The following is a 26,031-nucleotide window of genomic DNA, read 5'->3' on the forward strand; positions in this document are numbered from 1 at the left end:
GCTGCCCTAACCGCTTCGATAACGCAGCGCGAGGCCCGGCCGCGCCCACCGCGTCTTCGCGAGCCGCCCGGTGCCCGACAAGGTGATATAGGCGTCCATCCGGTCCGCCCCGCCCCAGCAGATGTTGGTGGTGAAGATATCGTCCGTCGCCACGAACTCGACGAGCGCGCCATCGGGAGAAATAACGCTGATCCCGCATTCGCCGATCGTCGCGACGCAGACGTTGCCGCTTTCTTCCACGCCCAGCGAGTCGAAGAATTTATAGCCGGCAGGACGGTAGATCGGGATGCCCGGCCCGCCCGGACCAGCCGCATCGTCGACCTTGCCGGGCGCGATCACGTTGAACGCCATAAGCCGGCAGGTGTAGGTTTCCGCCGCGTACAGCCGCTTGCCGTCGGGCGAGAGGCCAATGCCGTTGGGATTTTCGCTCGGGAAGATCACTTCCTCCAGATGGCTGCCATCGGCCTTTCCATAGAAGATGCCCGTAACGTCGCGTTCGCGCGGCCGGGTCTTGCCGTGGTCGGTGAACCAGAAACCGCCCGCATCGTCGAAGACGATGTCGTTCGGGCCACGCAGAGAGCAGCCGAAGTCACCGTCCTTGTAGAGCACCTCCACCTTGCCGCTGTCGGGATCGATCATCTCGATCCGCCCGCCCGAATAATCGTCCGCCTGGCCGTGCGGCGCGAGATACCCAGCGCCCTCGTTCCAGTTGAACCCGCCATTGTTGCAGCAGAAGAGCTTGCCGCCCGGCCCCATTGCGAGCCCATTGGGGCCGCCGCCGGGCTCGGCGACCGTGAGCTTGCGGCCGTCGGGCATGACGCGGGTAATCCGGCCCGCGGCGATCTCGACAAGGATCACGCTGCCGTCCGGCATCGCCACCGGGCCTTCGGGAAACCGCAATCCGTCCGCCAGAATCGTGAAGTCGGCCATCCGCGCTGCCTCTCGCTTTGATCTCCTGCCGCCACTATCTGACGGCCATCCCCATTCGCCAAGGACCAAATCCGCCATGACCGATACCGTCTATGATGCCGACCTCCGCCTGTTCGTCGACGGGGCATGGCAGTCCGGCGAAGGGCGCGACACGCAGGACGTGATGAACCCCGCGACGGGCGAGGCGATCGCACAGGTGCCGCTGGCGTCTGCCGCAGACCTCGACGCGGCGCTGGATGCGGCGGACAAGGGCTTCAAGCTGTGGCGCGCCACCGATGTCGAGACGCGCGCCGGCATCCTCCACAAGGCCGCGGCGCTCATGCGCGAACGCGCGGAGCGGATCGCGACGCTGCTGACCCGCGAACAGGGCAAGCCGATCGCCGAGGCGCGCGGCGAGGTCGCGGGATCGGCACAGATGTTCGACTGGTATGCCGAAGAGGCCAAGCGTGCCTACGGTCGCGTGCTTGTGCGCCCCACCGGGCAACGCTCGATCGTGCTGCGCCAGCCGATCGGCCCGGTTGCCGCACTCTCGCCCTGGAACTTCCCGGTCTATCTGATGGCGAAGAAGCTTGCCCCGGCGCTCGCGGCGGGCTGCTCCGTCATCGCCAAGCCCCCTGAGGAAACGCCCGGCTGCACCGGGGCGCTGTTCGAATGCCTCGTCGATGCGGGCCTGCCAAAGGGCGTCGCGCAGCTGGTGTTCGGCGTGCCCGACACGGTCAGCCGTCACCTCATCGCATCCGATGTGATCCGCAAGGTGAGCTTCACCGGGTCGGTCCCCGTCGGCAAACATCTGATGCGGCTGGCCGCGGACGGCGTGAAGGTGACGACGATGGAGTTGGGCGGCCACGCGCCCGTCCTCATCTTCGCCGACTGCGACCTGGAAAAGACGCTCGACATGGTCGTGCCGCAGAAATTCCGGAACGCGGGTCAGGTCTGCGTCTCGCCGACGCGCTTCTATATCGAGGAGCCGATCTACGACGCCTTCATCGAAGGCTTCGCCGCACGCACCGCAAAGGTGCCGGTCGGTGACGGGCTTGATCCCGCGACCCGCATGGGGCCCCTCGCCAACCGCCGCCGCCCCGATGCGATCGCGGCGCTCGTCGACGATGCCGTTGCCAAGGGCGCCCGCGCAGCAGCCGGCGGCGCGCGTTCCGGAGACGGCGGTTTCTTCTTCCAGCCGACGCTGCTTGCCGATGTGCCGCTGGAGGCAGACATCATGGCGAACGAGCCGTTCGGGCCGGTCGCGGTCTCGCGCTCGTTCAGGGATATGGACGAGGCGATCGAACAGGCGAACCGCCTCCCCTACGGCCTCGCCGCCTTCGCCTTCACCGAGAACGGTCGCCGCGCGAACCTGCTCGGTGACGCGATAGAGGCCGGCATGGTCGGCATCAACACCTTCGCGATCAGCGTGGCGGACGCGCCGTTCGGCGGGGTGAAGCAGTCGGGCTTCGGCAGCGAAGGCGGCAGCGAGGGGTTCGACAGCTTCACGGTGGTGAAGGCCATCCACCAGGCATGACCCATTCCTCCCCGGCACGGGGAGGGGGACCATGCGAAACATGGTGGAGGGGGCCAGCCGCAATCGATTTCGCTTGCCGCACGCCCCCGCCGTCAGCGCTCCGCGCTGCCACCTCCTCTTGCAGGGGAGGATTTGTGTCGTGGTAATCCCCCCGCTAGATGCGCTCACCATGACTCAAACTCGCACCGGCGGCCGCATCCTTGTCGACAACCTCGTGGCGCAGGGCTGCGACCGCATCTTCACCGTGCCGGGCGAAAGCTTCCTCGCCGTCCTCGATACGCTGCATGACACCCCCGCGATCGATCTCGTGGTGTGCCGGCAGGAGGGCGGCGTCGCGTTCATGGCGTGCGCGGACGGCACGCTGACCCACCGCCCAGGCATCGCCTTCGTCACCCGTGGCCCCGGCGCGACCAACGCCTCGATCGGCGTCCATGTCGCCATGCAGGACTCGCAGCCGATGATCCTCTTCATCGGCGATGTCGACCGCGGCACGCGTGACCGCGAAGCGTTCCAGGAGATCAATTTCGAGGCGATGTTCGCACCCATCGCCAAATGGGCCGCGCGGATCGACGACGCACGCCGCATCCCCGAATATGTCGCGCGCGCCTATGCGACCGCCATGTCGGGACGCCCCGGCCCGGTCGTGCTTGCGCTGCCCGAGGACATGCTACTCGATGCCGTCGAGGCAATCGATCGCCCGCGCGTGGAGAAAGTCGCGCAGGCGCCCGATCCCGACGCGATGGCACAGCTCGCCGATCTGCTCGCTACTGCCGAGCGCCCGCTCGCGATCGTCGGCGGCGCCGGGTGGGACGGCATCGCCGCACAGGATGTCGCCGCCTGGGCCGATCGCACCGGCGTGCCGGTCGCCGCCGCCTTTCGCAGGCAGGATGCCATCCCCAACGATTGCCCCGCCTGGGCGGGCAATCTCGGCTATGGCCCGAACCCGAAGCTGGTCCAGCGGGTCAAAAGCGCCGATCTGCTCCTCATCGTCGGCCCGCGCTTGGGCGAGGCCACGACCGACGGTTACACACTCATCACCCCCGATCATCCCGGCCAGCGCCTCGTCCATGTCCATCCCGACGCGACCGAGCTCGGCATGACCTACCGGACCGATCTCGCCATCTGCGCGAGCATGGCCGAGTTTGCCGAGGTGCTGTCGCCTATCGACGGCCCGCCAGCCGCGGACGGCGGCGCCGCACACGCCGACTGGCGCGACTGGTCGACGCCCAAGCCCCGCGACGGCGTGGCGATGGATCTCGGCCCCTGCGTCGCCGCGATGCGCGATCAGCTTCCCGCAGATTCGATCATCTGCAACGGTGCGGGCAATTATTCGGGCTGGTGGCATCGTTACTGGCCCTATGCCGCGCCCGGCACGCAGCTCGCCCCGACCGCGGGCGCAATGGGCTACGGCGTCCCTGCCGCGGTCGCGGCGGCGCTGCGCCGACCCGGCCAGCAGGTCGTCGCGCTCGCCGGCGACGGCTGCTTCCTGATGAACGGGCAGGAACTCGCGACCGCGGTCGCGCACGGTGCCGACATGCTCGTCATCGTCGTCGACAACGGCGCCTACGGCACGATCCGCATGCACCAGGAACGCGAGTTTCCCGGTCGCATATCCGGCACGCGCCTCGCCAACCCCGATTTCGCGGCGCTCGCGCGCGCTTATGGCTGTTGGGCCGAGACAATCGAGCGCACCGAGGATTTCGCGCCCGCCCTCATGCGCGCCCGGAATGTGAGCGGCGTCAGGTTGCTCCACATCAAGACCGACGTCGAGGTCATCACGAACGGCACGACGCTGAGCGCGATGCGCGCGCGCCGAAGCTGACCAGTCGATCATAACGGATACGTCAGGAAGTGTGACGTTTCTGCTACAGGCTGAATCTAAGCAACTTCGGTTCGTCGCAGGCGGACTTTACAGGGTGAACGGTTCGGGCGCACCAGCCCACCCACGTCGTCGAGGATCGGCCCGAACAGGGGGGCCGGGGGCCCTCGATGTTGCGAGTGGAATTCGTGCCTGCCGGACGGCGGGGCGAAGAATTTTAGAAGGACAGGCCCCAAATGATCGACATCGCCGTTACCTCGCGTTCCGCGCTTCTGCGCGGCGTGGCCCTGCCGCTCGTCCTGGCAGCAGGCGCGGGTCTTGCGCTGCCTGCCTATGCGCAGGACCAGACCGCCCCGACGACTGCTACGCCGACCGATCAGACCGCCCAGACGGCGCAGCCGGCCCCCGCCGCAGACGCGGGCGATCAGTCCGACATCGTCGTCACCGGCACGCTGTTCCGCCGCACCGACACCGAAACCCCTTCGCCCGTCACGGTGCTGACGTCGGACAACCTCGCGCGCGCCGGTATCACGACCGCCGCCGACGCGGTGCGTTCGATCTCGGCCGACAGCAGCGGCTCGATCCCGACCGCGTTCGGCAACGGCTTCGGCGCGGGTTCGTCGGGCGTGTCGCTGCGCGGCCTCAGCGTGAACTCGACGCTCACCCTCGTCGATGGTGTGCGCTCCGCTTATTATCCGCTCGCCGATGACGGCCAGCGCTCGTTCGTCGATCTGAACACCATTCCCAACGCGACGATCGATCGGGTCGAAGTGCTGAAGGACGGCGCGTCGTCCAGCTACGGCGCGGACGCGATCGGCGGCGTGGTGAACATCATCACCAAGAAGGAAATCATCGGCCTCGAAGGCACCGTCGAGGGCGGCATCACCGAGCGCGGCGACGGCGGCGAGCAACGCGCGACGCTGACCCTGGGTCACGGCAGCCTGCGCGACGACGGCTACAACATCTACATCAGCGGCGAATATCAGCACGACGACCCGATCTTCAACAAGGGTCGCGGCTTCCCCTACAACACCAACGACCTGAGCTCGATCGGCGGCGACAACAACAACGCCGGTTCGGTCGTCCCGGGCACGACGACCACCGCGATCGTCGCGCCGAGCAATCAGACCCAGCCGGGCAACCCGCTGTCGGGCACCGGGCTGACCAACGGCCCATGGCAGATCCTCGGCGGCTCCTGCCCCGCCGGACAGGCAGTGCGGACGGGCGCGCAGGGCACCGGCTGCGAGCAGAACACCGCCTATGACTACGGTGTCCTCCAGCCGAAGCAGACCCGCTACGGCGGCACTGTCCACGGCACGCTTCAGGTCAGCCCGGATATCGAGGCGCACGCCGCGCTGTCCTATTTCCGCAACGAAGTGACCGTGAACGGCACGCCCAACGGCATCCGGTCGGCTAACCCGGTCAACACGCTAAGCATCGTGCTCCCCGCGGTGCTAGACAACGGCCAGCTTAACATCACGAACAACCCGTTCGCCCAGACTGGCCAGTCGGCCGCGATCCGTTACCTCTTCGGCGATATCCCGCAGTCGTCGAACTACCGCAACGACGTCGCCCGTGCACAGGTCGGCGCATCGGGCAAGTTCGGTGATGGCTGGGGCTTCCAGGTCGATGCGACCGCCGCCAAGTCGTGGCTTAAGATCACGCAGGACGGGTATATCAACCTGCCCGCGCTCATCACCGCGATCAATACCGGCAGCTATAACTTCGCCAATCCGTCGCTCAACACCGACGCGGTGCGCAGCGCACTGTCGCCGACCGTGGTGACGAACGCCACCAGCGATCTCGACATGATCCAGGGCGTCGTGACCAAGGAGCTGTTCGACCTCCCGGGTGGCCCGCTGCAGGTCGGCGTCGGCGGTTCGTTCCGCTACGAAGCGGTCAACGACCCGAACCAGAATGCCAATGCGCAGACGCTGAACCTGAACCAGTACAGCGCAGTCGGCCACCGCTATGTCACCTCGGGCTATTTCGAGATCAACGCGCCCGTGCTGAACGTGCTCGAGATCAACGGGTCGGGCCGCTACGACCATTATTCCGACGGGTTCAGCAACTTCTCGCCAAAGATCGGCGCGAAGTTCACCCCGATCCGTCAGGTCGCGCTGCGCGGAACCTTCTCGAAGGGCTTCCGCGCACCGAGCTTCGCCGAACAGGGCGGTTCGGTGGTCGGGTTCACCAGCGGCCGTCCGCCTTGCTCGATCCAGGTCCAGCACGGCGCGACGCTGAATGCTGATGGCACCTGCTCGGGCGGCAGCTCGTACAATCAGTCCTACGGGTTCGGATTCAACACGATCGGCGATCCCAACCTGAAGCCGGAAAAGTCGACCAGCTTCACCGCCGGCGCAGTCTTCGAGCCGACCCGCTGGCTGAGCTTCACCGCGGACTATTACAACATCAAGAAGACCGACATCATCACCGGCGCCCCGCTCGCGGGTCAGGCCCTGGCGGCCTATTATGCCGGCACGGCGCTGCCGACCGGTTATTCGGTCACGCCGGATGCGATCGATCCGGCCTTCCCGAACGCGCCGCGCCGTGCGCTCTTCATCAACGGCCCGTTCGCGAATGCGGCGGCGCTGAAGACGTCGGGCATCGACTTTGCCGCCCAGGTGAACTTCAAGGCGTCGGACGACCTGCGCTTCACCAGCCGCGCAGAGGCGACCTACATCATCAACTACAAGTTCAAGCCTGACGCCGCGTCGCCCTATCAGGACTTCGTCGGCACCCAGTCGCCCTACGTGACGTCGTCGGGCGCCGGCACGCCGCAGTGGCGCGGCAACTGGCAGAACACGGTGGAATACGGCCCCTACTCGCTCACCGCGACCGCCTATTACACGGATGGCTACAAGGCGGTCGGCATCGATCAGTTCGGCGACGATACGTGCGCGAACAGCAGCACCTATCAGGGCAGCAATCCGGACTTCAACTGCAAGGTGAAGTCGTTCATCAACGTCGATCTCGTCGGGCAGGTGAAGGTCAACGACAAGTTCACCTTCTACATCAATGCCCTGAACGTGCTAGACGCGCATGCTCCGCTCAACGCGGGCAACTATGCGGGCGTGAACTATAACCCGACCTACACCCAGTCGGGCGTGGTCGGCCGCGCCTTCCGGGCCGGCGCCAACTTCAAGTTCTAAAGCTCGGGGAGAGGGGCGGACGGGTTTTCGGACCCGTCCGAAAACCCTTGTCTGAAAGCACCTCATAAAAAAGGCCGCCGCGGTTTCCCGCGACGGCCTTTTTCTTTGTCATCCGGGTGAAGGCTCAGATATCGTCGCCGAGCGCACCCTTGACCTTGCCGCCCAGCTGCTGCGCCTTGCCCTTGGCTTCCTGCGCGGCGCCATCGGCCTTCGTATCGGGGTTGTCGGAATGCTGCTTGGCCTTGCCGATGGCCTCGTTCACATTGCCTTTGATCTTGTCGACGAGCTCGCCCATGTTCGATCTCCGTTGCTGCGACACCCGGAATTAGGCGCCGGTAATCACGAAGAATTGAACGGCCTTTCCCGCTCGAAAGTTCCGCCGCGGGCCTAGAGTGACAGCTTTTTCAGGAAACCCTCGACGGCCGTCCATTCGCTTGCCGCGCCAGCCGGATTCTTCGCGGCGATCAGCGTGGACGAGCCGTGGACGCCGTCCTTCGGCACGAACAGCGTCTTGTCCTTCGCCCCCACTGCGTCGAAGATCGGCTTGGCCTGAGCCTGCTCTTCTGCGGTCGGGGCAGCGGTTATAAACACGGGCACCGTTACCGCTTTCGCGGCCGCCGCGATTGCCGGCCTCCCGTCGAAATACTCGCCCGGCGAGAAAGCGAGCACCGCCTTCACCTTGCCCGGATTGGCCGCCGCCACCGGAAAGGCGAGCGCCGCGGAATAGCTGCTGCCCCACAATATCACCGGCCGCCCCTGCGCCGCGGCCCAATCGACCGCGCCCTGCAAGTCACGCTGCGCCAGCTTCATGTCGGTGGAGCGGCCGTTGCGCTGCACCGTCTCGTTCTCGCCGTACAGGCCCCCGCCCGATCGCGCATCGACAGCGACCGCGTCATAGCCGAGCGCGGTCAGCCGCGGCGCGATCGTTGCATACTCGCCCTTCCCCGACCCGGCCTGATGAAACAGCAGGATCGTCGCACGCGGGTGCTCGGCCGAATATTTCCGCGCGATGAGCGGCATCTTGTCGGCGGCGGGCAGGCTCATCAAGCTGCCCTTCTCGTCCGGTTTGCCCGGTTGCGCCGCACCGCCGCTGCACGACACCAGCATCACGGCTGCCGCGATCGTCAGTCCCACCCGCATCCGCATCTCCCTCAGATCAAACCGGCGAGCGGACTCGACGGGTCGGCATAGCGCCGCTTGCCCATCCGTCCCGCCAGATAAGACATCCGCCCCGCCTCTACCGCGGCCTTCATCGCCGACGCCATCAGGATCGGATCGCGCGCCTCGGCAATCGCGGTGTTCATCAGCACGCCGTCGCAGCCGAGTTCCATGGCGACCGCCGCATCGGATGCCTGGCCGACGCCCGCATCGACCAGCACCGGCACGCCCGCCCCTTCCACGATCAGCCGGATAGTGACCCGGTTCTGGATACCGAGTCCGGAGCCGATCGGCGCCCCCAGCGGCATGATCGCGACCGCGCCCGCATTCTCCAGCCGCTTCGCCGCGATCGGATCGTCGACGCAGTAGACCATCGGCTTGAAACCCTCGTTCGCCAGCACCTCTGTCGCGCGCAGCGTCTCCACCATGTCAGGGTAGAGCGTCTTCGCCTCGCCCAGCACCTCCAGTTTCACCAGGTCCCAGCCGCCGGCCTCGCGCGCCAGCCGCAGCGTACGGATGGCCGACTCCGCATCGAAGCAGCCGGCGGTGTTGGGTAAGTAGGTGATCCGCTTGGGATCGATGAAATCGGTCAGCATCGGCGCGTTCGGATCGCTGACATTTACCCGCCGCACCGCGACGGTGACGATCTCCGCGCCAGACGCTTCCACCGCGGCTGCGTTCTGCGCGAAGTCCTTGTACTTTCCGGTGCCGACGATGAGGCGCGACCGGAACGTCCGGCCCGCGACCGTCCAGCTATCGTCCGCGATCGGTGCGGCGTGATCCCCCCCGCCGACGAAGTGGACGATCTCGAGCTCGTCGCCATCCTCGACGCAGACTTGCGCCAGCGTCGATCGCGGAACGACCTCCAGATTGCGCTCCACCGCGACCTTTTCGGGGACAAGCCCCATGTCTGTCGCAAGCTCAGCCAGGCTGAGTCCAGCGCGAACGCGGCGATGTTCGCCATTCACGCTGATCGAGACGGTTCCGTCGGTGTGCGGCATGATATCGGGGCAGACCCCCACTCCCGTTCGGGCTGAGCGTGTCGAAGCCCCGTCTTTCTCTTCCTCCCGAGAACGGAAAAGAAGGACGGCCCTTCGACAAGCTCAGGGCAAACGGGCTAAGGACCTGCCAGCCAACTAGTCGTCCCGGACAGCCGGTTCAAGAAAGTCCCTCATGCCCGCCACGATCTACGTTCTCAACGGTCCCAACCTGAACCTTCTCGGCCTGCGCGAGCCGGAGATCTACGGCGACGACACGCTCGACGATATCGCCGGCCACCTCGAAGACCGCGCCCGCGACCTCGATCTGATGATCGACATGCGCCAGTCGAACCACGAGGGGCACCTGGTCGACTGGCTGCACGAAGCGCAGGCGAACGATGCGAAGGCGGTGCTGCTGAACGCCGGCGCCTTCACCCACACCTCGATCGCGCTCTACGACGCGATCAAGGCGGTGAAGACGCCGGTGATCGAGGTGCATCTGTCGAACCCGCACACCCGCGAGGCGTTTCGCCACGTATCTTATGTCGGGCGTGCCGCAAAAGGCACAGTGGCGGGATTCGGCGCACTGTCGTATCTCCTCGCGCTTGAAGCCGCCGCACGCATCTGACAGAGGGCCGCGATGACCGATCATTCTGATAAGGGCGCGATGAAGGTCGATGTCGATCTCGTCCGCCAGCTCGCCGAAATGCTGGACGCCACGCACCTGACCGAGATCGAGGTGGAGGATGGCGACCGCCGCATCCGTGTCGCGCGCAAGGCAGCGCCCGTCGCAGCCGCCGCCCCCGTCTATCACGCCGCGCCCGCGCCCGCGCCGATGGCAGCCGCCGCACCGGCTGCGACCGCCGAGGCCGGCGCGCCCGCACCGGCCAGCCACGCCGATGCGGTGAAGTCCCCGATGGTCGGCACCGCCTATCTGTCGGCCGAACCGGGCGGCAAGGCGTTCGTGTCCGTGGGCGACACCGTCGCCGCCGGCGCAACGCTGCTGATCGTCGAGGCGATGAAGGTGATGAACCCGATCGTCGCGCCGTCCGCGGGCAAGGTCACCGCGATCCTCGTCGACAACGGCCAGCCCGTCGAATTCGACCAGCCGCTCGTGGTCGTCGAGTAATCATGCCCGCCATCAGGAAGCTGCTGATCGCCAACCGCGGCGAGATCGCGCTGCGCATCCACCGCGCGTGCCATGAAATGGGGATCGAGACGGTGGCGGTGCACTCCACCGCCGATGCCGATGCGATGCACGTGCGCCTCGCCGATCAGGCGATCTGCATCGGCCCGCCGTCCGCGACCGACAGCTATCTCAACATACCGAACATCATCTCGGCCGCCGAAATCTCGGGCGCCGACGCGATCCACCCCGGCTACGGCTTCCTCAGCGAAAATGCCAAGTTCGCCGAGATCGTCGAGGCGCACGACCTGATCTTCGTCGGGCCAAAGCCCGAGCATATCCGCACGATGGGCGACAAGATCGAGGCGAAACGCACTGCGGGTGCGCTGGGATTGCCGCTCGTCCCCGGCTCCGACGGTCCGATTTCGGACATCGAGGAAGCGAAGGCGATCGCGGCGAAAGCGGGCTATCCCGTCATCATCAAGGCGGCGTCGGGCGGCGGCGGGCGCGGCATGAAGGTCGTCAATGACGAAGCCAGCCTCGAAACCCAGATGCTGCAGGCCGGCACCGAGGCGAAGGCTGCGTTCGGCGACGCGACCGTCTATCTCGAAAAATATCTCGGCAATCCGCGCCACATCGAGTTCCAGATTTTCGGCGACGGCAACGGCAATGCGATTCACCTCGGCGAACGCGACTGCTCGCTCCAGCGTCGCCACCAGAAGGTGCTGGAAGAGGCGCCCTCCCCCGTCATCTCGTCGGAAGAGCGCGAGCGGATGGGCGGCATCGTCGCAAAGGCGATGGCCGATATGGGCTATCGCGGCGCGGGCACGATCGAATTCCTGTGGGAAGACGGCGAGTTCTACTTCATCGAGATGAACACGCGGCTACAGGTCGAGCATCCGGTGACCGAAGCGATCACCGGCCTCGATCTCGTGCGCGAGCAGATTCGTATCGCGGAAGGGCATCCGCTGACGCTGCGCCAGCAGGATGTCGTGTTTCGCGGCCATTCGATCGAGTGCCGTATCAACGCCGAGGACCCGCGCACCTTCGCGCCCTCGCCGGGCCTTGTGAAGATGTTCCACGCCCCCGGCGGCATGAACGTGCGCGTCGATAGCGGGCTGTATGCGGGCTACAAGGTGCCGCCCTATTACGACAGCATGATCGCCAAGCTGATCGTCTACGGCACCACCCGCGCGGGTGCGATCCGCCGGTTGCGCCGCGCGCTGGAAGAGTTCGTGATCGAGGGGATGAAGACAACGATCCCGCTTCACCGGGCGCTGATCGAGGACCCCGAATTCCAGGACGGCCAGTATACGATCAAGTGGCTGGAGGAATGGCTGGCCCGCGAGGAAAACGCGGGCTGAACCGCGCCGTTCACGACGCGAGCGCCAGCCGGTCGCGTCCTTCGCGCTTCGCGCGGTAGAGCGCGATATCGGCCTCGCGCAGCGTCTCCTGCCGGTCGGCCCCCGCTCCCCAGGGCGCGACGCCGCCGCTCACCGTCACCAGCAGCGTCACGCCGGCATAGGTGATCGGCGCGCTGCTGACCGCGGTGCGGATTCGGTCGCACACGACCTGCGCCTGGGCAAGCCCGGCGCCCGGCAGCAGCAACGCGAACTCCTCGCCGCCGATCCGCGCGAGCATGTCCCCGTCGCGCAGGCATCCGCGCGCGACAAGGGCGAAGCGGCGCAGCACCTCATCACCAGCATCATGGCCATGCACGTCGTTGACCCGCTTGAAATGATCGAGGTCGAGCATCCCGACGCAGCCATGGCCGCCATTCGCCGCACGCCGATCGAATTCGGCGAGAAAGGCGCGGCGGTTGGCCAGCCCGGTCAGCGCATCGGTATAGGCGGCAGCGGCCAGTTCGCCCTCGACGATCTTGCGATGTGCGATGTCGCGCACCGCGCTGACGACGCCGATGACCGCATTGGCTTCGTTCTGCACCGCGCGCGTGTGGCTCTCGTACCAGCGGATCTCGCCATTGGCGTGGATCGCCTGATATTCTACGATGACATTGCGGTCGGGGTTCGCGAGCACGTCGCGGTGCGCGCCGATGACAGCGTCATGATGCTCCGCCGCGACGAGTCTTATGGCCGGCGTGCCGACGACGTCGTCCGGGCTGTAGCCGCCCATCTGCCGGATCGATGGCGAGGCGACGCGGATGATTCCCTTCAGATCGACGTTCAGGATTATGTCTGACGAGTTGTCGGCGACGAGGCGATAGCGCGTCTCGCTCTCGCGCAGCTGGCGGAACAGCTCGCCGCGATAGGCCAGCTCGGCCGCGACGGGCAGGATCGTCATCACGGTCGCGGCCAGATAGAATTGCAGCACCTGCAGATGCATCCCCATCGATCCCGTCACCAGGTTCAACGGACCGGTACCGTGGAGCGTCATCGTCGTCCCGATGACCGCAAGGATCACGATCGACGCGCTGGCGCCCAGCCGCCCGAGGCGGAACGTCACCAGGATCACCGGCAGCGTCGGCAGAAACAGCAGCGGCAGCTCGCTCTGCGCAAACACCCCGAACGACGTCGCGACGACCAGCAGCAGCAGCGCCGTCGCTTCGGGCGCACGCGCCTTGTTGACCGACGCGATCCATTCCTGCGGCGATGTACGAAACGCGAGGAGGAGAATGGGCGCAAAGGTTATCGTCCCCAGCGCATGCCCCAGAAACCAGCGCACGCCCATCACCACGACGTCCTGATCCGCGAGCAGCGCCACGATCACCGACGCCGCCACCGCCCCCAGCGCGGGCGCCAGAAGCCCCAGGGCCAGCAGGAAGCCGCCGACCCAGCGCAGCGATTTGAGCGGATCGAAGCTGCCGTTCAGGCGGCTGAGCAGCCACGCGCCGAACACGCCCTCGGTGATGTTCACCACCGCGATCGGCAAGGCGAGAGCCCAGCCGAAGCCGAAAAGCCCCGTCGCGAGCACGCTGCCGACGAAGCACGCGGCGATAGCGCGCGGCCAGATGACCCTCGGCAGGACGGAAAGCCGGCTGCTCAGGACCGCGGTCGCGACCCAGACGAACGCCACGCCGTGATCGAACCGCCCGACGAGAATCGTGAGCGACGCCGCCGCAAAATACGCGACGCCGAGAATGAGGCAGGCAGTAAGGGGACGCAGCGCGGCAGCGGACATGTGTCCGCCCTAGGCCGGGAGGGTAAAGGGGCGGTTTACTTCGCGGCCGGCAAGGAGCTTGGAAGCGCTTTCATTGCAAAAATATGGCGGCAGCCGCTTGGAAGTTCAGATGCCGTCGGTCACCACCGCATAGCCTGCGCCTTCGAGCGCCTGCGACAGGTCGGCGATGCAGCCATCCACCTGCACCGCATCCGGCGAGCGCACGACGAAGTTGGCACCCGTGCGGCCTTCGCGAAAGAACGGGTAGCTGCCGATCGCGACGCCCTCATGCGCGCGCTCGACCGCGCCTAACAGGTCCGCGACCTCGCTCTCTGCAACCCAGCAGCCGATCGTCCGGCTGACGACCGGGCGACCGCCCTCCAGCGTCCCGGTCAGCGCGTCGAGCATGCCGGCGGTGATGTGCGGCACGCCCGCCATGATGAACACGTTTCCGATGCGAATGCCCGGCGCGCCCGACACGCGATTCTCGATCAGGTCGGCGCCTTGGGGCACCCGCGCCATCCGCAGCCGCGCCTCGGTCGCGCCGCCGCGCGTTGCGTAGTAACGCTCGAGCACAGCGACCGCTTTCGGATGATGGACGACACCCACGCCCAGCGCCGCCGCAATCGCATCGACGGTTATGTCGTCGTGAGTCGGCCCGATGCCCCCCGTCGTGAACAGATAGTCGTTGCGGGCGCGCAGCGCGTTCACCGCCTCGACGATCGCATCCTCGCGGTCGGCGACGACGCGCACTTCCGCCAGCCGGATTCCCTGGACGTTGAGCCACCGGGCGATCTGCGCGACGTTCTTGTCCTGGGTGCGACCGGACAGGATTTCGTCGCCGATCACGATCAACGCGGCCGTCCAGATGCGCTCGCTTGCCATGCCCGCGGCATAGCCTCGCAAAACCGCGCCCGCCACGCTATATCGCCCGCCATGACCGAATATGTGACCGTCACCTCCGACGCGCCGGACGCGCGCACCGGCGCCATCAAGCTTCACGGGCCGGATGCCTTTGCCGGCATGCACCAGGCGGGGCGGCTGGCGGCCGAAACGCTCGACATGCTCGTGCCGCACATGGTGCCCGGCGTCTCGACCGCGGAGCTCGACCGGCTGATCTACGATTTCGTGACGGCCGCTGGCGGCGTGCCCGCGACGCTAGGCTATCGCGGCTACACGCACTCCACCTGCATCTCGATCAACCATGTCGTCTGCCACGGCATCCCCAGCGAGAAGACGCTGAAATCGGGCGACATCGTCAATGTCGACGTGACCCCGATCGTCGATGGCTGGCACGGTGATTCGAGCCGCATGTACCTGATCGGCGATGTGCCCCTGAAGGCGCGGCGGCTCGTCGAGGTCACCTATGAATGCCTGATGCTCGGCATCGAGCAGGCGAAGCCCGGCAACCACATGGGTGACGTCGCCAACGCGATCCAGCGCCATGCCGAGGGCAACCGCTACGGCGTCGTCCGCGACTTTTGCGGCCACGGGCTCGGCCGCTTGTTCCACGACGCGCCGGAGGTCGTCCATGTCGGCCGCCCCGGCACCGGACCCGAGCTGAAGCCCGGCATGATCTTCACCATCGAGCCGATGATCAACATCGGTCGCCCCGACGTGAAGCTGCTCGACGATGGCTGGACCGCGGTGACGCGCGACCGCTCGCTGTCGGCGCAGTTCGAACACTCGATCGGCATCACCGAGACGGGCTGCGAAATCTTCACGACAAGCCCCGCGGGCTTCCACAAGCCGCCCTACGCCTGATCGACTGACCGGATTCCGGGCAGCGCCCGCCGCGCTGCCCATGTTTTGGGCAGGGCAGCGCTCTGCACCCCGCGAGTCTCGCCCTTGCCCCTGCGCCGGCCGGCTGGCACGTTCGGTGCAAGGCGCCTTTCAGGCGGGACTCGGGACCGGGCGGGACAGGACTGCGTGAAAAAGATCGAAGCGATCATCAAACCCTTCAAGCTGGACGAGGTGAAGGAGGCGCTCCACGAAGTGGGCGTGTCCGGCATCACCGTGACCGAGGCGAAGGGCTTCGGCCGCCAGAAGGGCCATACCGAGCTCTATCGCGGCGCCGAATATGTCGTCGACTTCCTCCCCAAGGTAAAGCTGGAGGTGGTCGTCGAGGACAGCCTCGCGACCCGCGTTGTCGAAGCGATCGCCGCCGCCGCGGTAACCGGCCGGATCGGCGACGGCAAGATCTTCGTCATCCCCGTCGAAACCGCACTCCGCATCCGCACCGGCGAACGCGACGAGGAAGCGATCTGAGTAGTTTCCGTTCGGGCTGAGCCTGTCGAAGCCCCGTTCTTCTTTTCCAGACAAGAAAAAAGAACGACCCTTCGACAAGCTCAGGGCAAACGGCTTTGCGTAAACATTGACTAGGGAACGAGATTATCATGGCGAACAAGGCGTCCGACATCCTGAAGCGCATCAAGGACGACGAGATCGAGTGGGTCGATCTGCGCTTCACCGATCCCAAGGGGAAGTGGCAGCACCTGACGATGGTCGCCTCGATCCTCGGTGAGGACGAGTTCACCGACGGGCTGATGTTCGACGGATCGTCGATCGAGGGCTGGAAGGCGATCAACGAGAGCGACATGATCCTCAAGCCCGATCTGGACGCGGTCTATGACGATCCCTTCTCGGCCACGCCGATGCTGATCGTGTTCTGCGACATCGTCGAACCCTCGACCGGCGAGCTCTACAGCCGCGACCCGCGCTCCACCGCCAAGCGCGCCGAGGCGTATCTGAAGACCACGGGCATCGGGGACACCGTCTATGTCGGGCCGGAAGCCGAGTTCTTCATGTTCGACGACGTGCGGTTCGAGAACAGCTATTCGACAAGCTATTACAAGATCGACGATATCGAGCTGCCCGGCAATTCGGGCCGCGAATATGAAGGCGGCAACCTTGCGCATCGCCCGCGTGCCAAGGGCGGCTATTTCCCCGTCGCGCCGGTCGATTCCGCGGTCGATATCCGCGGCGAGATGGTTTCGACCATGCTCGAAATGGGGCTGCCCTGCGACAAGCATCACCACGAGGTCGCCGCCGCGCAGCATGAGCTCGGCCTAACCTTCGGCACGCTGACGACAACGGCGGACCGGATGCAGATCTACAAATATGTCGTCCATCAGGTCGCACATGCGTACGGCAAGACCGCGACCTTCATGCCCAAGCCGATCAAGGAAGATAACGGCTCGGGGATGCACACCCACTTCTCGATCTGGGATGGTGGCAAGCCACTCTTCGCGGGCAACGGCTATGCGGGCCTCAGCGACATGTGCCTCTATTTCATTGGCGGCATCATCAAGCACGCCAAGGCGATCAACGCCTTCACCAACCCGTCGACCAACAGCTACAAGCGACTGGTGCCGGGCTATGAGGCACCGGTGCTGCTCGCCTATTCCTCGCGCAACCGCTCCGCCTCGTGCCGCATTCCCTATGGCACCGGCGCCAAGGCGAAGCGCGTCGAGGTGCGCTTCCCCGATGCGCTGGCGAACCCGTATCTCGCCTATGCGGCGCTGATGATGGCGGGATTGGACGGCATCCAGAACAAGCTCCACCCGGGCGAGGCGATGGACAAGAACCTCTACGACCTGCCAACCGCGGAGCTCGCCAACGTCCCCACCGTCTGCGCGTCGCTGCGCGAGGCGCTGGAGAGCCTCGAGGCCGACCACGACTTCCTCCTGCGCGGCGACGTGTTCGGCAAGGAACAGATCGAGGCTTATATCGAGCTGAAATACCAGGAAGTCGCGCGCTGGGAGATGACGCCCAGCCCGGTGGAGTATGATATGTATTATAGCGGCTGAGGCGGGTCATGCCTTGCCTGCGGGGCGCGCTCGCGCCCCGCACCCGCGCCATAGCCGTCTGTTGACAGCATTGTGACCCCAGCATTGCGCTCGAAGCCAATGCTGGCGTTGCGCTTCCACATCCGCCACGGGTTTCAGACGCTCATCTGCGTGATCTCGGTGCGGAAACAGAAAAGCCCGCCAGGTCGGTGACCGGACGGGCTTTTCATGGTGGGCGTGGCAAGGATTGAACTTGCGACCCCTGCGATGTCAACACAGTGCTCTACCACTGAGCTACACGCCCACGGGGAGGTGCGCCATTAGCCGCGCTGCAGACGGCTGGCAAGCGCTTCGCGCATCTTCGCTACGAATTTCTCAAAGACCGCTCGCGTCGCCCAGTTCGAACATGCGATCGACCTCCAGAACCAGATCGCGCAGGTGGAACGGCTTCGACAGGACGCGCGCCTGCGGCATTGCCTTTCCCGCCTTCAGGGTGACAGCTGCAAAGCCGGTGATGAACATCACCCGCAGGTCGGGGGCGATCTCGCCCGCCTTCTGCGCAAGCTCGATTCCGTCCATCTCGGGCATCACGATATCGGTGAGCAACAGATCGAAATGCTCGGTTTCGAGCAGCGGAATCGCGGCAGTGCCGCGATCGACCGCGCTGACCGCATAGCCCGACCGTTCCAGCGCGCGCGTCAGATACTCGCGCATGATCTGGTCGTCCTCGGCCAGCAAAATCCTGATCATTCCAATCCCCGCACGCTCACGCGAGAATCTATGCGCGAAGCCCTTAAGATTTTCCAGCACGCACCCGCGCGATTGCGACGGATCGATGCGTTCCATAGGATGGCGACCGTGAGCATGCGCACGCCGTCATTCGACCTTCACGGTCCCTGCCAGCCGGAAAGCCCGGTCGTGCTGTCCGTGCCGCATGCGGGCCGCGACTATCCGATGGCCCTGCGCGCCGCGATCCGCGTTCCGCTAGAGGCGCTGGCCCCGCTGGAGGACCGGCATGTCGATGCGCTGGCGCATGCCGCTCGCGGCGACCATACCACGATCGTCCAGCGGCTGCCCCGAGCCTGGATCGATCTCAACCGCGCAGAGCATGAGCGCGACCCGGCGATCGATTCGGGGGCGGACCGCCGACGCCAATCCGCGCCGTCGCTCAAGCTGCGCAGCGGGCTTGGTCTCGTGCCACGGCGCACGCCCGGAGCCGGCGACATCTGGCGAGGCAAGCTGAGCAGCGACGAGGTGGTCGCGCGGATCGAATGCGATCACCGCCCCTATCACGCCGCGCTCGGCGACCTCCTCGACGCGGCGCGCGCGCGGTTCGGCATCGCTATCCTGCTCGACATCCATTCGATGCCGCCACTCGCCAGCGGGGCGCGGATCGTACTGGGCGACCGCTTCGGCAAAAGCGCCGGCGCGCGCTTCGTCTACCGGCTGGAGGCGGAAGCGCGCGCCCACCGCATCCCGTGCGCGCTCAACACGCCCTATGCCGGTGGCCACATCCTCGAACGCCACGCCCGCACACAGGACAATATCCACGCGGTGCAGCTGGAAATCGACCGGACGCTCTATCTCGATCCGCGGATGGATGGTCCCGGGCCCGGCTTTGCCGGCACCGCCGCGCTGCTCGCCCGGATGATCGCGGCGCTGGCCGACGAGGCCGAGGGTACGCCCTTCGCCACCGCAGCGGAATAGCCGCGGCGTTCGATAAAAAACCGCCCCGGATGCAAGCATCCGAGGCGGCCAAGGTTCAGGGAGGAGACACATCCGAAGATGTGTCATACGGCGCCGCGAAAGGGGGGGACACGCCACCGTATGCTTTCGAATATAGGCGCATGATCAGGGCGTTCAAGCCCATCTGATCAACGATTTTGTCGCAATCTGTCGCAACCGGATTCGATCAGTGACGCGCGGCCGAGGGCAGCATGCGCGCAAGCACGCGGTCGCGCAGGAGGAAATGATGCCGCAGCGCAGCGGCGACATGAATGACGACGAGCCCCGCCATCAGGAAGCCGAGCACCTCATGCGCCTCGTGGCTGAAGCCCGCGGTGCCAGCCGAAACCGGCAGATAGGGGATATCGAACAGCCCGAACCAGGTCAGCGGATAGCGCTTCGGCCCCGAACTCATCGCCCAGCCGGTCAGCGGCATGATGAACAGCAGCGCGTAGAGCGCCCAATGCGCCGCGTGCGCCGCACCCCGCTCCCACCCGGCGACGTTCGCCGGCAGCGTGGGCGGACGGTGTGCGAGCCGCCACAGAATCCGCCCCGCGGTCAGCACGAGCACGGTGATGCCGACCGCCTTGTGGATCCCGATCGATCCCTTCCATCCCGCCAGCAGCGATTCATGGAAAAGGCCGATCACGAGATTGAGGATCACCATTGCTGCGATGGCCCAGTGGAACCAGATCGCGACGATCGAATAGCGTTCGTCGCGGGGCAAGGTGGCCATTGGCGATCCCTTCTCGGCAGTTACAGCGTGAGCTGCGGCTGCGGCATCTTGCCCAGTTTCACCTGCTTGGCAAAGAGTTCGCGCATGAGCGACAGCGAGAACAGGTGTGCATAGAGCAGCGGCAGCATGCCCGACTGGGTCATCTTGCGCAGCTGATCGCCGCGCAGGTTCGTCAGCTTCTCTTCGTTCACCATCTGGAAGCCGCGGTAGATGAACGGCTGCTCGACGCCGTCCTGCTGGATCGAGACTTCGCCGTCCATCAGCAGCTCCAGCTCCTTCAGCTCGTTCATGAACTGCTGAGTGCGGGCACCGGCCTGCTCGAAGCTTTCGTTGAAGGCGAGGATGTTCTTGGTCAGATCGGTCGGCTGCCCATCGGCGAACAGCGCGTCGCCGTCGTCGAACGCGCCGATCGAATCCGAGGTGGGATCGAAGCACAGCGACAGCTCTTCCGCGTCGGGGCGAAGCCGGGCGAGCATATAGGGGTAACGGCGCACATAGGCGGGGACGTAGACGTTGTCGTCGATCAGCTTGCCTTCGTCGTCGAGGAAGACGTTGACGCCCTCGTTCAGGCCCATCAGCGCGATCGGAATCGCGTCGTCACCGATCGAGAACACGATCGGCAGATACCGCTGCGCCAGCGGGAACTCGTCGATCGTCACCGGCACCGCGTGGGTGGTCGCGAGGAACGGCGCGCGATCCTGCTGACGCACCTTGTAATTGGCGTGGGTTTCGCTCGAAAGCGGCTCGAGGCCGTTGTAGAAAAGCGGAAGCGGCGCACTGGCCATCGGAACTCTCCAGACAGATATGGCGTTACGCCCGCCACGCGGGCGAGCGGACTGGCGCGGCCCTATTGCCCCGGGCGCGCGGGCGCAAGCGCCACGAGCTTGCCGGGGTTCAGGATGTTGAGCGGATCGAGCGCCTGCTTGATCGCGCGCAGCGCCATCATCCGGGCCGGCGACGCGAGCCGGGCAAGCTCCTCCCGCTTCATCTGGCCGATACCATGCTCGGCGGAAATCGAGCCCCCTGCCCCGGTCACGAGATCGTGAACGAACCGGCTGATGTCCGGCGCATCCTCCGCATACCAGCGCGCCGGGTCGACACCGGCGGGCGCGCGGACGTGGAAGTGGACGTTGCCGTCACCCAGATGACCGAAGCCTGAGGCGTGCGTGCCGCGAAAGCGCGCCTCGCACGCCTTCGCCGCATCGATCATGAACGTCGGCATGGCCGACACGGGCACGGAAATGTCGTGCTGGACCGCCGGCCCCAGCGCGCGTTCGGATTCGGAGATCGAATCGCGGATGCGCCAGAAGGCCGCGCCCTGGGCCTCGCTCGCCGCGATCGTGGCGTCGGCGATGATTTCGTCCGCGGCAGCGGATGCAAGCACACCCTCGACCATCTCCGTCGGTGCCGTGCCATCAAGCCTCCCCGATACCGCCTCGATCAGGACGTGCCAGGGATGGGCGCCGGTCAGCGGCGCGCGCGTGCCGGGGATGTGCGCGAGAACCGCGGCCAGCGATTCGGCGGGCAGCAGCTCGAAACTTTCCACCATATCGCTCTCGCCCTCGAACCGGCGGAGCAGTCGCAGCCCATCTGCCGGCGTCGCCACCGCCGCCCAGGCCACCGCGCGCTGTCGGATCGCGGGCGCGAGGCGCAGTGTCGCTGCGGTGACGATGCCCAGCGTCCCTTCCGCGCCGATCAGCAACTGGTCGAGGCTGTAGCCGCGATTGTCCTTCTTGAGCGCGGTCGTGCCGTCATGGATCGATCCGTCCGCCATGACTGCCTCCACCCCGGCGACAAGGCCGCGCATCGTCCCCCAGCGCAGTACCTGCGTACCGCCGGCATTGGTCGAGACGAGCCCGCCGATCGTCGCCGATCCGCGCGCACCAAGGGTCAGCGGAAAGCGCCGGTCCACCGCCTCGGCCGCCGCCTGCAGATCGGCGAGGATGACCCCGGCCTCCGCCACGGCCAGTCCGGCCTCGGGATCGAGATGTCGCACCCGGTTCATCCGGCGCAGTGACAGGATCACCGCGCTTCCATCCGGAGGCGGGGTGGCGCCGCCCACCATCGATGTGTTGCCCCCTTGCGGTACCAAGGCGACGCGCGTGGCGGCCGCCGCCTTCACGATCGCCGCCACCTCATCGGTCGATCGCGGGGCAAGGATTGCTGCCGCCGCACCGTGCCATCGCCCGCGCCAGTCGTCGAGCCAGGGCGCGATCGCCTCCGCATCTGTGATGATGCCCCTGGGATCGAGCACGCCGCCCACCCGTTCGAGCAGGCCGGCGACGTCGAGACCGATGGAAGTGTTGCGCATCGGCAACGCTCTTAGGCGATCTGTTGCCGAGTCCCAAGCATCGCCACGGAAATTCATGGACCATTCAACCCACAGACCTACGATCGCGCTCTTCCATGATCGCGCGCCTCATTCCTGCAATCGGCCTGCTCGCCGCTGCCCCGCTCATGGCGGGCGTGCGCGATTCGGCCGGCGCCGCACAGGATCTCGACGGGACGCAGTGGGCGCAACTGACGGTGCGCGAACGCATCGTCATCCGGGTGCCGCGGCTCGATCCGCGTGCCGGGCGCGATACGCCCGCCGCCGTCGCGCCGATCGAGTGGAAGGAGAAGAAGGGGCCGAAATGCGTGCCGATCGCCGCGCTGCGCGGCGCGGCCTTCGGCGGCGACGACGGGGTCGATTTCGTGCTGGCGGGCAACAAGCGGGTCCGGGCGAAGCTCGAGGATGACTGTCCGGCGCTCGACTTCTACTCCGGCTTCTACCTCAAGCCGACGGCGGACGGGCAAATGTGCGCAGACCGTGATGCCATCCGGTCGCGATCGGGGGCGGTGTGCCCGATCGACCGGTTCCGCTCTCTCGTTCCCAAGCACTGATCCGACCGCTCTTGCAGGGCCAGCGAGGCCGCGCCAACGCGCATTTTCTTGACTTTTGGCGCGTGATGGGGAAGCGCGCAGAGGCAGCGGACCGACCTGTGCGTCCGCGCTATTTTCGGACATTTCCATGAACTTTGCCGATCTCGGCCTTTCCGACGAACTGCTCCGCGCGATCGAGGATTCGGGCTACACCGAACCCACGCCGATCCAGGCGTCGGCGATTCCGTCCGTCCTGATGATGCGCGACATGATCGGCATCGCGCAGACCGGCACGGGCAAGACCGCGTCGTTCGTGCTGCCGATGATCGATATCCTCGCGCACGGCCGCAGCCGGGCGCGCATGCCGCGCAGCCTGATCCTGGAGCCGACCCGCGAGCTCGCCGCCCAGGTGGCGGAGAATTTCGAGAAATACGGCAAGTATCACAAGCTATCGATGGCGCTGCTCATCGGCGGCGTGCAGATGGGCGATCAGGTCAAGGCGCTGGAAAAGGGCGTCGATGTCCTCATCGCGACCCCCGGCCGCCTCATGGACCTGTTCCAGCGCGGCAAGATCCTGCTGACCGGGTGCAGCCTGCTCGTCATCGACGAGGCCGACCGGATGCTCGACATGGGGTTCATCCCCGATATCGAGGAAATCTGCACCAAGCTGCCGACGACGCGCCAGACGCTGCTGTTCTCGGCCACCATGCCGCCGCCGATCAAGAAGCTGGCGGACAAGTTCCTGTCGAACCCCAAGACGATCGAGGTCGCGCGGCCGGCGAGCACCAACACCAACATCACGCAGTGGATCGTTCCCGTCACCGGACCGGCCTTCAAGAAGCGGGATACGCTGCGCCGCCTGCTGGCGGCCGAGGATGTGACGACCGCGATCATCTTCTGCAACCGCAAGACCACGGTGCGCGAGCTCAACAAGAGCCTGAAGAGCCATGGCTTCCGCTCCAGCGAAATCCACGGCGACATGGACCAGCCCGCGCGCATCGCCGAGCTGGACCGGTTCAAGGCGGGCACGGTCAACATCCTCGTCGCCTCCGACGTCGCCGCACGCGGCCTCGACGTGAAGGGTGTGAGCCACGTCTTCAACTTCGATGCGCCGTGGCATCCCGACGATTACGTCCACCGCATCGGCCGCACCGGCCGTGCCGGCGCGACCGGGGTCGCCTACACGCTGGTCGGCGCCGACGATGCCGAGAACATCGCCAATATCGAGAAGCTGACCGGCCACAAGATCAAGCGCTTCGACATGGCCGAGCCTGCAGTGGAAGAGGATGCCGGGGAACGCCCCCGCCGCGGTCGGCGCGCGCGGGCCGACAGCGCGGAACAGGCGTCAGCGAAGCCCGCACGGGAAGCCGTCGACGCCCCCGCACGCGAGCGCGCACCGCGCCGCGAACGGGCGGGCACGAGCGAGCGCAACTTTGCAGAGCGCGCCCAGCCTGCGCGGCAGCGCGCGCCCCAGGACGACGGCCCGGACGAAGGCTGGAACGGGCCGATCCCGGATTTCCTGAACGCGACCTTCGGCCTCTGAGGCCCCGGCCCTGACAGCCGTCCCCTCGCCGTGCACCGGGGTGTGCCGCCTCGACGCGGCACGGCGGCAGTGCCTCGGCTGCCTGCGCACCCTCGCCGAGATCACGGCATGGCCCGACGCCGGCGACCGCGAGCGACGGGACATTCTCGCCGCGATCGAGAAACGCAAGCGAACGGCTTGAGCAGGCGGCGGAATCCGGCCACACAAGGCCATGCGCCTGTTCACGCCCCTCACCCTCGCCTCGCTGATCCTCGCCGCCCCCGTCGCTGCGCGGGAGGCACCCTCGCCCGCCAGGCTGAAGGACAGCGTCACCACGCTCGCGGCCTTCGGCACGCGCCATTCGCTCTCGACCACGACCGATCCCAAGCGTGGCATCGGCGCGGCGCGCAACTGGGCGGCGTCGCGGTTCGCAGCGATTGGGCGCGACTGCGGCGGCTGCCTTACGGTCGAACGAATCTCACGCCGCTTCGTCGGTCCGCGCGCGCCCAACGGCGTCGTGATCGAGGATGTGCTCGGCATCCAGAAGGGGACCGACCCGAACCGCTACGTGATCGTCGGCGGGCATATCGACAGCATGCGCAGCGACGTGATGGACTCGGTCGGCGATGCGCCCGGCGCGAACGACGATGCCTCGGGCGTGTCGCTCGTGCTGGAAGCCGCGCGCATCCTGTCGAAGGAGAAGTTCGCCGCGACGATCGTCTACGCGGTCTTTTCCGGCGAAGAGCAGGGTCTTTGGGGCGGCACCTTGCTCGCACAGACCGCGAAGGCGCGCGGGTGGCAGGTCGATGCGATGCTCAACAACGATATCGTCGGCAATTCGATCGGCCAGGGCGGCCTGAAGGTCGCCGACCGGGTGCGCGTTTTCTCCGAAGGCATCCGCGCCGACGAAAGCCTTGCCGAGGCGATGGAACGCCGCGCGATCGGCGGCGAGGATGACGGCCCCAGCCGCGCGCTCGCCAAGGCGATCGACGGCGTCGCGCAAGCGCTTCCCGGCAAGTTCGACGCCTTTGTCGACAGGCGCCCCGACCGCTTCGGTCGCGGCGGCGACCACGAGCCGTTTCTCGCCGAAGGCTATCCCGCCGTCCGCTTCACCTCCGCGGTGGAAAATTGGGACCGCCAGCATCAGGATGTCCGCACCGAGGGCGGTAGGCCGTACGGCGACCTGCCCGAGGCGATGGATTTCGACTATCTGGCGCACGTGACCGCGATCAACGTGGGGACGCTCGCTCGCCTCGCCGCGGCACCTGCCGCGCCGGTCGCAGTCAGCGTGTCGGGCGCCCTGTCACGCGACACGACCGTTGCGTGGAAACCGGTACCCGGCGCGACGGCCTACAAGGTCTATTGGCGACGAACCGACAGGCAGGACTGGGCCGACAGCCGCACCGTCACGGGCGCGACCGAAACGCTGCTGAAGGAAGTGCCCGTCGACGACAATTTCGTCGGCGTCTCAGCACTTTCCGCCGGCGGAGCGGAGAGCCTCGTGACCTTCGCCGGGCGCGCGCCGCGCCGCTGAGCCGCGACGCTACGGCATTGCGGGGTCAACAAATCGCCGCTTGGCGGTTGATCGCTGCGTGGGAGC

The 26,031-nt window shown here is 66.5% G+C and carries 24 protein-coding genes and 1 tRNA gene; 14 read left to right on the forward strand and 11 right to left on the reverse strand.

Annotated features, from left to right (window positions below):
* Positions 1-6 precede the first annotated feature (6 nt).
* A complete protein-coding gene (locus BOS5A_RS10660; RefSeq protein ID WP_151955091.1) occupies positions 7-930 on the reverse strand; it encodes an SMP-30/gluconolactonase/LRE family protein in 924 nt (307 codons plus the stop codon).
* Positions 931-1,006: 76 nt separating this feature from the next.
* On the opposite strand from BOS5A_RS10660, the gene BOS5A_RS10665 reads away from it, so the two are divergent.
* From BOS5A_RS10665 to BOS5A_RS10675, 3 genes are all read left to right on the forward strand, one after another.
* Positions 1,007-2,446 (forward strand): NAD-dependent succinate-semialdehyde dehydrogenase, encoded by a 1,440-nt coding sequence (locus BOS5A_RS10665; RefSeq protein ID WP_151955092.1) that lies wholly within the window; start codon positions 1,007-1,009, stop codon positions 2,444-2,446.
* A gap of 169 nt (positions 2,447-2,615) precedes the next feature.
* Positions 2,616-4,268 (forward strand): thiamine pyrophosphate-binding protein, encoded by a 1,653-nt coding sequence (locus BOS5A_RS10670; RefSeq protein ID WP_151955093.1) that lies wholly within the window; start codon positions 2,616-2,618, stop codon positions 4,266-4,268.
* A 233-nt stretch (positions 4,269-4,501) separates the two neighbouring features.
* A complete protein-coding gene (locus tag BOS5A_RS10675) occupies positions 4,502-7,417 on the forward strand; it encodes a TonB-dependent receptor plug domain-containing protein (RefSeq protein ID WP_151955094.1) in 2,916 nt (971 codons plus the stop codon).
* Between the two features lie 124 nt (positions 7,418-7,541).
* Here the strand turns inward: BOS5A_RS10675 and BOS5A_RS10680 are convergent, their stop codons facing one another.
* From BOS5A_RS10680 to thiS, 3 genes are all read right to left on the reverse strand, one after another.
* Positions 7,542-7,712, reverse strand: a complete 171-nt coding sequence (locus BOS5A_RS10680) for a CsbD family protein (protein WP_151955095.1) — start codon at positions 7,710-7,712, stop codon at positions 7,542-7,544.
* Positions 7,713-7,804: 92 nt separating this feature from the next.
* Positions 7,805-8,557, reverse strand: coding sequence for an alpha/beta hydrolase (locus BOS5A_RS10685; protein WP_234419303.1), 753 nt, complete (start codon positions 8,555-8,557; stop codon positions 7,805-7,807).
* Positions 8,558-8,568: 11 nt separating this feature from the next.
* Positions 8,569-9,576 (reverse strand): sulfur carrier protein ThiS, encoded by a 1,008-nt coding sequence (gene thiS, locus BOS5A_RS10690; RefSeq protein ID WP_151955096.1) that lies wholly within the window; start codon positions 9,574-9,576, stop codon positions 8,569-8,571.
* Between the two features lie 172 nt (positions 9,577-9,748).
* Here thiS and aroQ point away from each other — a divergent pair, with 172 nt between their 5' ends.
* The 3 genes from aroQ to accC are packed head-to-tail and all read left to right on the forward strand — an operon-like array spanning position 9,749 to position 12,045.
* On the forward strand, positions 9,749-10,183 hold the full coding sequence (gene aroQ / locus BOS5A_RS10695) for a type II 3-dehydroquinate dehydratase (protein ID WP_151955097.1): 435 nt from the start codon (positions 9,749-9,751) through the stop codon (positions 10,181-10,183).
* A gap of 12 nt (positions 10,184-10,195) precedes the next feature.
* Positions 10,196-10,684, forward strand: coding sequence for an acetyl-CoA carboxylase biotin carboxyl carrier protein (accB, locus tag BOS5A_RS10700; RefSeq protein WP_151955098.1), 489 nt, complete (start codon positions 10,196-10,198; stop codon positions 10,682-10,684).
* Positions 10,685-10,686: 2 nt separating this feature from the next.
* Complete coding sequence (gene accC / locus BOS5A_RS10705; protein WP_151955099.1) at positions 10,687-12,045, forward strand: acetyl-CoA carboxylase biotin carboxylase subunit; 1,359 nt, start codon at positions 10,687-10,689, stop codon at positions 12,043-12,045.
* 10 nt (positions 12,046-12,055) lie between these two features.
* Here the strand turns inward: accC and BOS5A_RS10710 are convergent, their stop codons facing one another.
* Together BOS5A_RS10710 and BOS5A_RS10715 are read right to left on the reverse strand one after the other, a co-directional pair.
* Positions 12,056-13,819 (reverse strand): sensor domain-containing diguanylate cyclase, encoded by a 1,764-nt coding sequence (locus tag BOS5A_RS10710; RefSeq protein WP_151955100.1) that lies wholly within the window; start codon positions 13,817-13,819, stop codon positions 12,056-12,058.
* Between the two features lie 105 nt (positions 13,820-13,924).
* Positions 13,925-14,683 carry a competence/damage-inducible protein A gene (locus BOS5A_RS10715; RefSeq protein ID WP_151955101.1) on the reverse strand — a complete coding sequence of 253 codons (759 nt, stop codon included), beginning with the start codon at positions 14,681-14,683 and terminating at the stop codon, positions 13,925-13,927.
* Positions 14,684-14,734: 51 nt separating this feature from the next.
* Here BOS5A_RS10715 and map point away from each other — a divergent pair, with 51 nt between their 5' ends.
* The 3 genes from map (at position 14,735) to glnA (ending at position 17,607) form a co-directional block, all read left to right on the forward strand.
* On the forward strand, positions 14,735-15,562 hold the full coding sequence (map, locus tag BOS5A_RS10720; RefSeq protein WP_151955102.1) for a type I methionyl aminopeptidase: 828 nt from the start codon (positions 14,735-14,737) through the stop codon (positions 15,560-15,562).
* Between the two features lie 165 nt (positions 15,563-15,727).
* The gene (locus BOS5A_RS10725; protein WP_151955103.1) at positions 15,728-16,066 is read left to right on the forward strand and encodes a P-II family nitrogen regulator; all 339 of its coding nucleotides are present in this window, start codon (positions 15,728-15,730) and stop codon (positions 16,064-16,066) included.
* Positions 16,067-16,194: 128 nt separating this feature from the next.
* Positions 16,195-17,607, forward strand: a complete 1,413-nt coding sequence (gene glnA, locus BOS5A_RS10730; RefSeq protein ID WP_151955104.1) for a type I glutamate--ammonia ligase — start codon at positions 16,195-16,197, stop codon at positions 17,605-17,607.
* A 208-nt stretch (positions 17,608-17,815) separates the two neighbouring features.
* Here the strand turns inward: glnA and BOS5A_RS10735 are convergent.
* Both BOS5A_RS10735 and cpdR read right to left on the reverse strand, forming a co-directional pair.
* Positions 17,816-17,890: transfer RNA gene (locus BOS5A_RS10735), tRNA-Val, on the reverse strand.
* Between the two features lie 71 nt (positions 17,891-17,961).
* Positions 17,962-18,336, reverse strand: a complete 375-nt coding sequence (cpdR, locus tag BOS5A_RS10740) for a cell cycle two-component system response regulator CpdR (protein ID WP_151955105.1) — start codon at positions 18,334-18,336, stop codon at positions 17,962-17,964.
* A gap of 99 nt (positions 18,337-18,435) precedes the next feature.
* Between cpdR and BOS5A_RS10745 the strand changes: the two genes are divergently transcribed.
* A complete protein-coding gene (locus BOS5A_RS10745) occupies positions 18,436-19,293 on the forward strand; it encodes an N-formylglutamate amidohydrolase (RefSeq protein WP_199857339.1) in 858 nt (285 codons plus the stop codon).
* Between the two features lie 205 nt (positions 19,294-19,498).
* Here the strand turns inward: BOS5A_RS10745 and BOS5A_RS10750 are convergent, their stop codons facing one another.
* The 3 genes from BOS5A_RS10750 to BOS5A_RS10760 form a co-directional block, all read right to left on the reverse strand.
* Positions 19,499-20,047, reverse strand: coding sequence for a cytochrome b (locus BOS5A_RS10750; RefSeq protein WP_151955106.1), 549 nt, complete (start codon positions 20,045-20,047; stop codon positions 19,499-19,501).
* Between the two features lie 20 nt (positions 20,048-20,067).
* The gene (locus tag BOS5A_RS10755; protein WP_151955107.1) at positions 20,068-20,832 is read right to left on the reverse strand and encodes a SapC family protein; all 765 of its coding nucleotides are present in this window, start codon (positions 20,830-20,832) and stop codon (positions 20,068-20,070) included.
* Positions 20,833-20,894: 62 nt separating this feature from the next.
* A complete protein-coding gene (locus BOS5A_RS10760) occupies positions 20,895-22,358 on the reverse strand; it encodes an FAD-binding oxidoreductase (protein ID WP_151955108.1) in 1,464 nt (487 codons plus the stop codon).
* Positions 22,359-22,453: 95 nt separating this feature from the next.
* Here BOS5A_RS10760 and BOS5A_RS10765 point away from each other — a divergent pair, with 95 nt between their 5' ends.
* The 4 genes from BOS5A_RS10765 (at position 22,454) to BOS5A_RS10780 (ending at position 25,965) form a co-directional block, all read left to right on the forward strand.
* Positions 22,454-22,930 carry a hypothetical protein gene (locus BOS5A_RS10765; RefSeq protein ID WP_151955109.1) on the forward strand — a complete coding sequence of 159 codons (477 nt, stop codon included), beginning with the start codon at positions 22,454-22,456 and terminating at the stop codon, positions 22,928-22,930.
* A 127-nt stretch (positions 22,931-23,057) separates the two neighbouring features.
* Positions 23,058-24,452 carry a DEAD/DEAH box helicase gene (locus tag BOS5A_RS10770; RefSeq protein ID WP_151955110.1) on the forward strand — a complete coding sequence of 465 codons (1,395 nt, stop codon included), beginning with the start codon at positions 23,058-23,060 and terminating at the stop codon, positions 24,450-24,452.
* 10 nt (positions 24,453-24,462) lie between these two features.
* A complete protein-coding gene (locus tag BOS5A_RS10775; protein WP_151955960.1) occupies positions 24,463-24,633 on the forward strand; it encodes a DUF1289 domain-containing protein in 171 nt (56 codons plus the stop codon).
* Between the two features lie 30 nt (positions 24,634-24,663).
* Positions 24,664-25,965, forward strand: coding sequence for a M20/M25/M40 family metallo-hydrolase (locus BOS5A_RS10780; protein ID WP_151955111.1), 1,302 nt, complete (start codon positions 24,664-24,666; stop codon positions 25,963-25,965).
* The last annotated feature ends 66 nt before the right edge of the window (positions 25,966-26,031 follow it).

It is taken from the genome of Sphingomonas sp. EC-HK361 (assembly GCF_902498785.1).
Classification (GTDB): Bacteria; Pseudomonadota; Alphaproteobacteria; order Sphingomonadales; family Sphingomonadaceae; genus Sphingomonas.